Annotated in this window: 9 protein-coding genes and 1 pseudogene; 5 read left to right on the plus strand and 5 right to left on the minus strand. The window is 48.9% G+C overall.

All coding sequences use genetic code 11. The features are described 5' to 3' along the window. The 3 genes and pseudogenes from GZ1_RS16505 to GZ1_RS16515 all read left to right on the plus strand — a co-directional run. Positions 1-894: hypothetical protein (locus tag GZ1_RS16505; protein ID WP_157074390.1), on the plus strand; the 894-nt coding region annotated here is incomplete at its 5' end. A gap of 106 nt (positions 895-1,000) precedes the next feature. Then, positions 1,001-2,167 (plus strand): annotated as a pseudogene (locus tag GZ1_RS16510) (IS256 family transposase). 294 nt (positions 2,168-2,461) lie between these two features. Next, positions 2,462-3,391, plus strand: a complete 930-nt coding sequence (locus GZ1_RS16515; protein ID WP_033017510.1) for a DUF3298 and DUF4163 domain-containing protein — start codon at positions 2,462-2,464, stop codon at positions 3,389-3,391. Positions 3,392-3,496: 105 nt separating this feature from the next. Here the strand turns inward: GZ1_RS16515 and GZ1_RS16520 are convergent, their stop codons facing one another. The 4 genes from GZ1_RS16520 to GZ1_RS16530 form a co-directional block, all read right to left on the minus strand. Next, complete coding sequence (locus tag GZ1_RS16520; RefSeq protein WP_060788906.1) at positions 3,497-4,630, minus strand: IS4-like element IS5377 family transposase; 1,134 nt, start codon at positions 4,628-4,630, stop codon at positions 3,497-3,499. A gap of 80 nt (positions 4,631-4,710) precedes the next feature. After that, the gene (locus GZ1_RS16525) at positions 4,711-5,064 is read right to left on the minus strand and encodes a S8 family serine peptidase (RefSeq protein WP_060788907.1); all 354 of its coding nucleotides are present in this window, start codon (positions 5,062-5,064) and stop codon (positions 4,711-4,713) included. 107 nt (positions 5,065-5,171) lie between these two features. Continuing rightward, positions 5,172-5,300, minus strand: a complete 129-nt coding sequence (locus tag GZ1_RS19710; RefSeq protein WP_255211316.1) for a hypothetical protein — start codon at positions 5,298-5,300, stop codon at positions 5,172-5,174. Between the two features lie 253 nt (positions 5,301-5,553). Continuing rightward, positions 5,554-6,942 (minus strand): DUF8451 domain-containing protein, encoded by a 1,389-nt coding sequence (locus GZ1_RS16530; protein ID WP_060788908.1) that lies wholly within the window; start codon positions 6,940-6,942, stop codon positions 5,554-5,556. Positions 6,943-7,128: 186 nt separating this feature from the next. Between GZ1_RS16530 and GZ1_RS16535 the strand changes: the two genes are divergently transcribed. Both GZ1_RS16535 and manA read left to right on the plus strand, forming a co-directional pair. Beyond that, complete coding sequence (locus tag GZ1_RS16535; RefSeq protein ID WP_060788909.1) at positions 7,129-8,655, plus strand: FAD-dependent oxidoreductase; 1,527 nt, start codon at positions 7,129-7,131, stop codon at positions 8,653-8,655. Positions 8,656-8,846: 191 nt separating this feature from the next. After that, positions 8,847-9,809: a mannose-6-phosphate isomerase, class I gene (gene manA, locus GZ1_RS16540; RefSeq protein ID WP_015376118.1), complete on the plus strand. Its 963-nt coding sequence runs from the start codon at positions 8,847-8,849 to the stop codon at positions 9,807-9,809. A gap of 123 nt (positions 9,810-9,932) precedes the next feature. Here manA and GZ1_RS16545 read toward each other — a convergent pair whose 3' ends face one another. Next, positions 9,933-11,087 (minus strand): glycerate kinase, encoded by a 1,155-nt coding sequence (locus GZ1_RS16545; RefSeq protein ID WP_060788911.1) that lies wholly within the window; start codon positions 11,085-11,087, stop codon positions 9,933-9,935. Positions 11,088-11,184: the final 97 nt, after the last annotated feature.

Below are 11,184 nucleotides of genomic sequence, written 5' to 3' on the forward strand. Positions count from 1 at the left end.
AAGGTCCTCGATTCTCCTGTTTTAGAATCGGTTCGTCCGTTTATTTCAGATAATACGGAGCAATTGTACCAGTCACTAAACGAACACCAAACATTTTATATGTTAGATAATATGATTTTAACGAAATTGAGAAAACAAATATCAAATTTGCCGCTTTTGCTGCAGGCGTTTCATCAGTCCCCGGTTTTTCTTATTCCTGATGTAGTGTTAGAAGAGTCTTTTAGGAATATACCCACAAAGGAACGGTATAATAATTATTACTTTGAGCTTTTCAAACAATTATCGGCGAAGAAACAGCTATACATTATATCGATGGAAACCATTTATCAATTATTAGAAAAAGGAATGACGAAAAAGCAATACATATTTGATGCGATGAAACAACTAGCTTTGGAAGCTTTCAGAGTAAATAGAGATATTATTAATAATCTGGAACGATGTGAATTATCCTCTTTTTCGGATCTTCCGAAATTGAGACAAATCATTTTACATAACGGAAATAATGCAGGAGAGCGCTTTATTTGTTTTTTCTCATTATTGCTTGTTCATCAGTACTACGGTCCTGCCTATATATGTAGTGATGACGGCAAAGGTGTATATACGATGTATAATACTTTTGTAAATAACGAAAGTTTATTTCGAATATTAGGTGTCGATGATTTTTTGATGTTTAAAGAGCAATACATCCTGCTGTCTTATGACTGTATTCTACAATTATCCATTAAGAATACGGAATTAAGCTCAGAAGAAATCTATGCTTTTGTGCAGAGTAGCGGTCGAAACGAGTCAAGGAAGGTCATTTATTCGTTAGATGGACAGTCATTCCATACAGAAATTAAAAATGCAAATTTCGCTAAATGGATAGAAGAGAGGAAAATAGAGATTTTCTTTTAATGATGATGTATAAAATTTTGTGTAAAGCATTTTGCTAGACCAAAAGAAAAAAGGTAGGGTATTCTCTGATTGGACCAAAAATCTTAGAGAAAGGAGAACCCTACCTATGTCTAAAAGTATACCGAATGTAGACTGGGCAAATCAACTGGAAAATGCCATTCGTCAGTTTGTAAAAGAAAAATTAGAACTGATTATGCGGGAAGAAATCAAACATTTCCTTGAAATCGAACAGGCTGGAACGCCGAATATGAGAAACGGCTACTATCAGCGAAATCTAGATACGCAATATGGCCGGATTGAGGGTCTTTTGGTTCCAAGAGACCGAAACGGGGAATTTCAAACACAGTTGTTTGCTCCTTACCAACGGCACACCGGCTAGCTTGAGGAAGCCATCATCAGGATGTATCAAAGTGGCATGAGTACGCGTGAAATTGGCAAGTTTATTGAACGAATTTTAGGCAATGCCTATTCTCCTGCAACGATCAGCCGTATTACCGATGTAGTGAAGGAAGACATCGAGAAATGGCACACTCGTCCACTGCACAAGCGTTATTCCGTCTTATATTTGGATGGTTTATACGTAAAACTTCGTCGCGAAACCGTGGAGAAAGAAGTCATTTATGTGGTGTTAGGGGTGAACGAAGAAGGATATCGCGAAATTCTTGATTTCTTTGTGGGAGGACAAGAAAGCGCCTATGTATGGCAGGAAATTCTTCAACACCTCTACCAAAGAGGCGTCAAGGAAGTGCTTCTTGGCGTCTTCGATGGCCTTCCGGGGCTGGAGGAAGCCTTTCGGGCGGTGTATCCGAAAGCCGATGTGCAGCGCTGTGTCGTGCACAAAGTCCGCAACACCCTCAGCCGTGTTCGGAAAAAAGACCAATTCGAAGTGGCCGAGGATCTCAAGCTGATTTATCGCGCGCCGAATAAGGAGATGGCGTTACAAATGTTTCAACAGTTTGAGTCGAAATGGTCCAGCAAATATCCAAGAGAAGTTCAATCTTGGGCCAATGAGTTGGATGTCCTCCTTACATTTATGGATGATCCAAGCAGTATTCGAAGTGTGATTTATACGACCAATGCCATCGAACGAACGATCAAGGAAATTCGGAAACGTCTAAAGCCGATGAACAGTTTGAGCAGTTTAGAAGCTGCGGAAAAAGTCGTGTATTTAACCATTCAAGATTTTAATGAGAAATGGGCAGGGCGAAAGTTGCGAGGATTTGCCGAAGCGCATGAAGCCCTCGAGCGAATGTTTGAAGAACGTTATCATTAACCAAATACTGTAAATAAACAAAATAGGGGGATTCTCCCTTTCCACACAGGAGACTGAATATTCAGTCTCCTGTGTGGAGGAAACTAGTTCCCTATTCATTCCAAATCCATTTCAGAGAAACCCTACCCCATTACATTACACAAAATTCTTGACGGTACCGATTTAGTAGCGGTGCTATCTTTTACTTTGGTAGCTTATCTATAAAAAACATTTACAATTATATGAAAAATGAGGTAAAATTTTTATGGTGCTATTATCACCTGTTTATTTCATCTTTGTGGGGAGGAAATATTCGTGAAAAAGTGGATTACGTCTGTAGTTGTTTGTTTTTTATTTATGTTCGCGAGTCCTTTTTATAATGAAGCTTTAGCGAAAGTACTATGGGATGGAATGGAATTAAAGAAAGGACAGATTGGCAAAGCTACCATCATTAAGCCGACAGAGCTCTACAAGTTGAATGGAACAACAAAAAAAGTAGTTCGCAAATTAAATCCGGGTGAGGTGTACCGCATCTATACGTTTCTACCAGGAAAACTTGGCCTTGGCGGCGGATATTTTATTGATCGGGACAATCGGGTCAAATATCAGACTCCATCGAAAGAAAAGCTGCAGGCGTTAGGAGTAAAAATTATTAAACGCACCTATAAGGATACTTTTGATTACCCTCAAGTGACAGGATTAATCAGCAAATCTGCCCAAGATAAAATTAATGAAACACTTGCAAAGCACGTTCGTGCCTCTTATAACGCTTATATGGAACTAGAACGAACGGAACAAGAACACCGTGAGCAATATAGCGGGGATTTTCCAGAATCTATGTTAGATTACGAATATAAAATGTCCTATGAAGTGAAATATAATGAGAACAATCTGCTTAGCATTTTAATTTACGATTATATGTATACTGGCGGCGCACATGGAATGTCTACAGTAACCGCGTATAATTTTAACGTTTTGACTGGCCAGCGTTTGTATTTAAGCGATGTGGCAAAAAGCCAGTCGGCTTTGAATAAGATTAAAAAATATGCGATTACTGATTTAACAAACCGGGCAAATCGCGGCGAGGCCATTTTTACAGAAGAGTTGTCTGGTATAGAGATTAACAGCCAACGTCCGTTCTATTTTACCGCGAATGGAATCGTTATTAAGTTTTATGAATACGAAGTGGCGCCTTATGCAGCGGGAATGCCGGAAGTGAAAGTTCCTTATTCAGTATTTAAATAAAGAATGAGAAGAGAATAGAGCAAACCCCTCAATAGATTGGTAAGATGCGTCTATTTTAATAGAAACTATTAAAGGAGAAAAAAGATGAGAAACCACGAGTGTTGATTATCCAAAATTATACATACGCCTTCCATAAATTTGGGCATACTCAAACAAAGCAGCGGCCATCCCGGATTTCCAATCGAGAGGAAGCTGCCCAGAGAAAAAACGGCGAACGAACGAAATGAAGGAAAGAGAGACGTTCGTCTGTTTTTTGGTTTGATCATACAGCCATCGCAGCAACACATACGCGATGAACGCCGCAAACAGTTGGTTGTATACCGCATTTTCCGTCGTGCCAAACAAGGTCGGGACATTCAGATATTGCTTCACCCAACGGAAAAAGACCTCAACAGTCCAACGTTGTTGGTACATGTCGGCAATGGTTTCCGCAGACGCATGGAAGAGGTTCGTCACGACCCGAATGTCGCGGCCATTCGCATCTCGAAAGATCACCACCCGGTGACGCTTGGTGGAGCGGCATTGTTTCGTCCCCAACTGGCACGTGAAGTCGGCTTGAACCGATGAGGATGTGCTGGAAAGGCGTTTCAAGCTTTTTTTCTGATGAAGTTCGATGTTGTCCTTCATCCGAATGACAAAGAGCTGATGCTGCTCCACAAATCGATCGAGGCGTTCGATTTTGAAATACGCCCGGTCTTCCACGAGCACTTGTTGAGGGTTCGTCAACTGTTCTCCCACTGGGCCATCGTGACGCAGCCCGGTCGTTTCCACCACGTCTGCCGGCAACGAGGATTCCGGCGAATACGCGACGTGCAGCTTCACTCCGGCGCGTTCACCGTGATACGGCGCCCATGGCAGGCGGTTTTTCCCGACCGTGACGGTCGTCGAATCCACCACCCGAAGCGGTTTGGGAAACCGAAGCGAGCGGCGGGTTTGGCGGTTGCACTTGGAAATGATCAACGCCAACAAGCGTTTCATGATGTCATAGGGAACTTCTTTCGCTTTCTTGGATACAGTTGAATAATGGAATCGCGGCAATCCATACAGAGGCTCCACATCGGCTCCGTGGCGAAAGCTTTTCCATTGATGCATGGCGGCCAGCAGGAAGAAGTGAATCAACTCGCGCAACGTAAAGGTTCGAGACGAATCACGATACCCAACCGCTTCGGCAATCAGTTGAATCTCTTCATCCGAAACAAGTTTTTGCATCAAATTCGGGAGTGTGGTATGCTTGTTCATAGAGAGCACCTCCTGGGTTTGTTTGTGTCGCTACTCACATTCTACAGGAAAGGTGCTCTTTTTTCTATACCCTTTGGATTTTATTGGATAATCAACACGCCTGTACTTTTTGGTGCTACACCAACAATTCCTTTTCCATTGTCCGTCGCTGCGATTATTCCTGCGACATGTGTTCCATGCCCTAAATAATCTGTGAAAATTGTTTTGTCTCCGCCATCATCATTGGTGAAGTTCAATCCGCCGATAATATTTTCTTTTAAATCGGGATGGCTAATATCGCAACCTGAATCCAACACAGCAACAACAATACCTTGCCCTTTTCGGCTTTTTTCCCAAACTTTTTGAGCCCCGATTATTTCTATACCTCTTGGAATGGTTTGCAAGTCATTGAATACGGACTTTATATTAGTTGTCTCTAATAACAATTCCTTCATTTCTCTTACCCCCTTTTCTCATTATTTAAAGTGAAATATATAAGCTGAAAACAAATAGAACAAACGAAACGCTTAAAATACAAACTACCGCTTTATCCGTATAGCTCTTACATCTCGATCATCTTTTTGCTTGGTGTCGTCGGGGTGATGGCGTATTTCCCGGATACGCGCATCGCGTTAATCGTCGGCCCGGCTTGGTTGTTGCTGCTGACGGCCGTATACTTCGCGAGAGGCATGCACCGCCGCCACCGACACGAACAAGAGAAAAGACAAGCCGGATAATGGCGAAGCAAAACGGGGCTGACCCAAAAGAGCGGTAATGCTCCTATCTGGGGCGACATAGAAAAATAGACCAACACGAAAAACCCGGTAAAACCGAGGATTTCAGAGGTGGTCTCTTTCACATACTTCGGTTACATTTCATCAAAAAGGGACTTTTGAGTCAGCTCCGTTTCCTTTTCATTTGTTGGCAACTGCACAACCCGTCCCTCATCTTTCTTTGACGCCGATGTACGCCTGGCGCGGGTGGTTCGGCTGATCCGGATATTTCAATCGGATTTTCCCTTCGTCGACCAGCTTCCCTAAGTAGTTGGTGCGCAGCCCATCCGGCGTCCGTTCCAACAGCGTCGCCAACTCTTTCAGCCGCAACGGTCGCTCGCAGCACAGGCGGACGATCATCTCTTCCATAACCGCCGGAGCCAACCGCTTTTTTCGACGTGCTAGTTCTGCCATCTCCCACAGCCGCTCATCGATCGACTCGTTTCTCTCTTCTTCCTCCCTTTCATCAACAGATATAGCATTATTTACGGAGTTTGGTGTTTTATTAACGGAGTTTTCACCTTTATTAACGGAGCATGACGGGATATTTACGGAGTCAACCTCGTTTTTTACGGAGTTCGCCTCCCTATTCAAGGAGTTTGTCGAGTTGTTTACGGAGTTTTGTTCGATAATAACGGAGTTGAGCTCCTTATTTACGTAGTTGGCCTCGTTACTTCCGAAGTCCACGTCATGTTGATCCGCACCGTGTTCTATCCATGCTTGTTCTTGCTGTTGCAATGATTCATTGATTTCTGTTTCAATTGTCGCCCCCGCCTCAGCTGGAAACAACAATGGGCATAACGTCACGATCGTGCGGTCTGGATTCATTTGCTGCAAAATATCGACCGGCTGGACAAGCGCCCGTTCCTGCCAATCATGCATGCGCTTCAAACCGGATCCTGCGCGTTTGCATACATCGATCAACAAAAACATTTTAAAGATGTTCGGATTGCGCAGATTGCTCATTTGTCCAGCCATAGCGGCTTCAATTGGCAGGCGGAACCGGCCCGGGTTGGCAAATCGAAACGCCCCGTTCTCTTTTTCAACGGTAATGCCGCCTTCTTCCCCGTAATCGGCATGAACGATGGCATTAGCGAGCGCCTCGGCGAGCAGAGCACGCCCTTCCTCAAGCCAAACGTGGCGCTCCAACTCCGCCAACACGCGGAAATAAAAATCATAGGCGTTGCCGGACCACGTTCCATCCTGCGATGTGAACCGCTTCGCCCATCCTGCCGCCTTTGCACCGTCATATTCCCGGTATTCTAAAAAATATTGCGGCAGCACCTCGGTAATGATCCGCTCTTCGCTGAACATCACGAGTCCGGCGAGCGTCAGTCCTTCTTTGCTGCTGTCGCGCAGCTTGCCCCAAGCGCCGATTTTGTATAAAAACTCTTTCGTCTCAAGACTGTTCCATGGATGCCCCGGTTTGGCGCGGGCAAACTGCTCCCGGTAATGGCTGACGGTCTCAAAATTGAGCTCGCTCAAGCTGTAATGCTCTAAAATGAAGCTGTCTGCCAACCCATTGGCGCGTTCATGAAACGAATGTGTATATTTATTCACTCTTGATCTTCCTTTAACATTATTTTTGCAAAACAGTCTTGACCTCTTTTTTTCTATTGTACCATCTTTTATTCTCCTTGCGGACGATTGCCAAAAAAAGAAAAGGGTTGTGGATATGTGGAATAACGGTCCATGGCAAAGAGCAAACTATGGAAAACCACTATTGACAGGCAAGGAGGCATCCGTATGTCATCCCTCCCTTCGGTCATAGAGCCGTATTGGCGTGATTCCGTGCCGCTTCCGTCCTTCCCGAAGCTCGAAGAAGACGTTTCGGTCGACGTCGTGGTTGTAGGCGGCGGCATTTCCGGCATTACAACCGCTTATTTACTGGCGACGCAAGGTGTGCGCGTCGCCCTTCTCGAAGCGGACCGGCTGTTGAACGGAACGACCGGCCATACAACGGCGAAGCTGACTGCCCAGCACGATTTGGTGTACGATGAATTCCTAAACCACTTTGGGGCGGAAAAGGCGCGCCTATATTATGACGCTTGCATGGACGCACTTGGCTTCGTCCGCCGCACGATCGAGCAGCACGGGATCGACTGCGATTTTTGCGAACAAGACGCCTACATATATACGACGTCTTCTTCATCATTACAAAAATTAGTAAAAGAATGGCAAGCGTACGAGCGTCTAGGAATTGACGGCGCTTTTGTCGAATCGATTCCGCTCCCGCTGCCGGTCACAGCGGCCGTCGTGATGAGGAAGCAAGCGCAGTTTCATCCGCTCAAATATTTGGTCAGACTGGTCGAAGCCATCAAACAGGCCGGCAGCATCATTTACGAGCACACGCCGGTCGCCGACATTGAACAAGGAGAGCGGCTGTCCGTCGTGACGCGCAGCAAACGGCGGGTCACATGCGACCACGTCGCCGTCTGTTCCCACTTTCCGTTTTATGACGGCGGATTTTATGTTTCCCGCATGTATGCTGAGCGCTCGTATGTCATTGCCATCACAGCTGCAGAGCCATACCCGGGAGGCATGTACTTGAGCGCCGACAACCCGAAGCGATCGGTCCGTTCCGCAGCGGCAAATGGCGAGACGCTTATTCTCATCGGCGGGGAAAACCATAAGACCGGCCAAGGGGTGCCGACAATGCGCCATTATGAGGCGTTGTCCTCGTTCGCCTCGCAGTTGTTTACGGTAAAAGACATTCGTTACCGTTGGTCGGCCCAAGACTTGACGACGCTTGATAAAGTGCCATATATCGGCCCGATGACGGCAGGGACGCCAAACATTTATGTCGCGACAGGGTACCGGAAGTGGGGGATGACAAACGGCACAGCGGCGGGGATGATGTTGTCCGACCTCATTCTCGGCCGCGACAACCGGTATCGCGACTTGTACTCTCCGTCGCGCTTTTACGCCGACCCGAGCGTGCGGCAATTTTTCACGACAAACCTCGATGTCGCCAAACACTTGATCGTTGGAAAAATCGAACTAGCTGTTCGCCAGCCGCAAGATTTGGCGCGCGGAGAAGGGGCGGTCGTCTCGGTCAACGGGAAACGGGCGGGCGCCTATAAGGACGAAGCGGGAACGCTTCATGTCGTTGATACGACGTGCACCCATATGGGCTGCGAGCTGGAGTGGAACAGCGGCGACAAGACGTGGGACTGTCCATGCCATGGCTCGCGCTTCTCGATCGATGGCGATGTGATCGAAGGACCGGCGAAACAGCCGCTCGCGTGCATTGAACTTGATGACGCGAAGTGAGGCGCTGACGCAGGACGGCGGCGCGTGCAGAACATCGTCGCAATCGGCATGTCGACCTTGAGTTCCAATGGGGGTTGGGAGCGTATGTTCCTAACCCCCTTATCGTTTTCATTTGCCGATGGCGCATTTCGTGATAAGATGAAAATGAGAGTGGACTGCATGTTGTATGATGTTTTCGGGAGGGATGACGCATGGACCTTGAACCGATTTTTCTCACCCCTGTCTTCCAAGAACGGATTTGGGGCGGCACGAAGCTCGCCGAACGATTCGGCTACGACATTCCGTCTTCGCAAACCGGGGAATGCTGGGCGGTGTCCGCCCATCCGCACGGGCAGACGGTCGTCGCCCGCGGACCGTTTGCCGGGATGACGCTCGGACAATTATGGGAGGAACGCCGCGATTTGTTCGGCCACTTCCCGTCTGACCGCTTCCCGCTGTTGACGAAAATTTTGGACGCCAACGCCGACTTGTCCGTCCAAGTCCACCCGGACGATGAATACGCCAAAACGCATGAAGGCGGAGAGCTCGGCAAAACGGAATGTTGGTACATCATCGATTGCAAGCCGGGCGCCCAGTTGATTTACGGCCATTATGCAGAAACGAAAGGAGAGCTGCGCGCGATGATGGAAGCGGGGGAATGGGATCGTTTACTTCGGAAAGTGCCGATCCGCCCCGGCGACTTCTTCTATGTCCCGAGCGGCACGATCCACGCCCTTTGCGAAGGGACGCTCGTCCTTGAGACGCAGCAAAGCTCAGATACAACCTACCGCGTCTACGATTATGATCGCGTCGACAGCCAAGGGCGGAAGCGCGAGCTTCATCTCGAGAAAGCGATTGACGTCACGACCGTCCCGCATCGCGACATCGATGTCCACCCCCATGTCGCCGAATTTCCCGGCGCGACGGTGACGACCTTCGTGGAAGGAGACTACTTCGGCGTCCAAAAATGGGACGTCCATGACGCGTTCGCGTCAGAACAGACGAAACCGTTTCTCATCGTCAGCATCCTAAAAGGCGAAGGTGAGCTCGTCCGCGAAGGACAGACATACCCGCTTCGCCGGGGCGACCATTTCATTTTGCCGCATCAATTCGGCCGTTTCACCATTCGCGGCTCCCTCCAAGCGATCGCGTCGTGGCCACGGAAAGGCAAATAAACGCGGGTGTCCCAAAGGTTCGGGACACTCGTTCTCATTGCCATAAGCAGCAAAATGACCAAATTGTGTTCGATTTAAGGGGCGTCGCCTTTTTGGGTCAGCCCCTTCTTTTTGTCGAAAATATTAACGGGGGGATTGTTTTCCTAGTTGGCCAAGACGGTATACGTACGCAATATGCCGCGCCGTTTGCGTCACATACTGTTCCGCCTGCTCCAACGCTTTCTCGAGCGGAATGACGCCGGGAACAATTGTAAAGAGGGCGTCAATGCCATGGTCTAAGACGACCGCGCTGTCGTCGCCCAACGACCCGGCGATGCCGATGACGGGGACGCCGAACTGTTTCGCTGTCTTGGCAACGCCGATCGGCGTTTTGCCGAACACCGTCTGTCCGTCAATCCGCCCTTCGCCGGTGATGACCAAGTCAGCGTCTTTGACGCGCTCCGCGAGCTGAACCGTCTCGATCACAATCTCCACACCGCGCTTTAGCTCGGCCGGGAGAAACGCGAGCAGTCCCGCTCCCAAGCCTCCGGCCGCGCCGGCGCCGGGAATGTCGCCGACTTGTTTGCCGAGTTCGCGGCTGATGACGTCGGCATAGTGCGCCAAGTTCTGGTCGAGAACCGCGACCATATCCGGTGTCGCCCCCTTTTGCGGGCCGAAAATGGCGGACGCTCCGTTCGGACCGGTAAGCGGGTTGTCGACGTCGCACGCCACGTCAATGCGGACTCCCCCAAGACGCGGGTCGAGACCGGAAAGGTCAATCGCATGCAAATCGGCCAGCGCGCCGCCGCCCGGACCGATGTCGCAGCCGTCTTCATCCAAAAGCCTTCCCCCGAGCGCCTGCACCATGCCGGCCCCACCGTCGTTCGTCGCGCTGCCGCCAATGCCGATGATGAGGTGGGTGGCACCGGCATCCAGCGCTGCAAGGATCAACTCCCCTGTCCCTCGCGTCGTCGTCACCAATGGATTGCGCCGGTCGCGCGGGACAAGGTGCAGCCCTGAGGCGGCGGCCATCTCAATCACCGCCGTCTTCCCATCGCCAAGCAAACCAAAAAACGCCCGCACCGGCTCGCCGAGCGGCCCGGTCACGTTCACTTCCACGATGCGGCCGCCGGTCGCATCAACGAGCGACCGCACCGTCCCTTCCCCGCCGTCGGCCATCGGCACCTTAACGTATTCCGCCTCCGGAAACACCGTGCGAAACCCACGCTCGACCGCCTCGGCGACTTCGAGCGCAGAAAGGCTTTCTTTAAATGAATCAGGAGCAATAACGATTTTCATTCTTTTTCCCTCCTCATGTGTCAAATTTTGTGGAAAAAAAGCGAAAAACAATGCCATTTTGTCTATTTTCACAATTATGTATATAGTACTATAATAG

This window comes from Geobacillus zalihae NBRC 101842 (assembly GCF_001544135.1).
Lineage (GTDB): Bacteria > Bacillota > Bacilli > Bacillales > Anoxybacillaceae > Geobacillus > Geobacillus zalihae.

Bases quoted from the DNA above. Each gene is read 5' to 3' on its own strand.
- GZ1_RS16525 (WP_060788907.1), bottom strand. From the start codon at position 5,064: ATGAAGGAATTGTTATTAGAGACAACTAATATAAAGTCCGTATTCAAT.
- GZ1_RS16545 (WP_060788911.1), bottom strand. From the start codon at position 11,087: ATGAAAATCGTTATTGCTCCTGATTCATTTAAAGAAAGCCTTTCTGCG.
- manA (WP_015376118.1), top strand. From the start codon at position 8,847: ATGGACCTTGAACCGATTTTTCTCACCCCTGTCTTCCAAGAACGGATT.
- GZ1_RS16535 (WP_060788909.1), top strand. From the start codon at position 7,129: ATGTCATCCCTCCCTTCGGTCATAGAGCCGTATTGGCGTGATTCCGTG.
- GZ1_RS16520 (WP_060788906.1), bottom strand. From the start codon at position 4,630: ATGAACAAGCATACCACACTCCCGAATTTGATGCAAAAACTTGTTTCG.
- GZ1_RS19710 (WP_255211316.1), bottom strand. From the start codon at position 5,300: ATGCCTCTCGCGAAGTATACGGCCGTCAGCAGCAACAACCAAGCCGGG.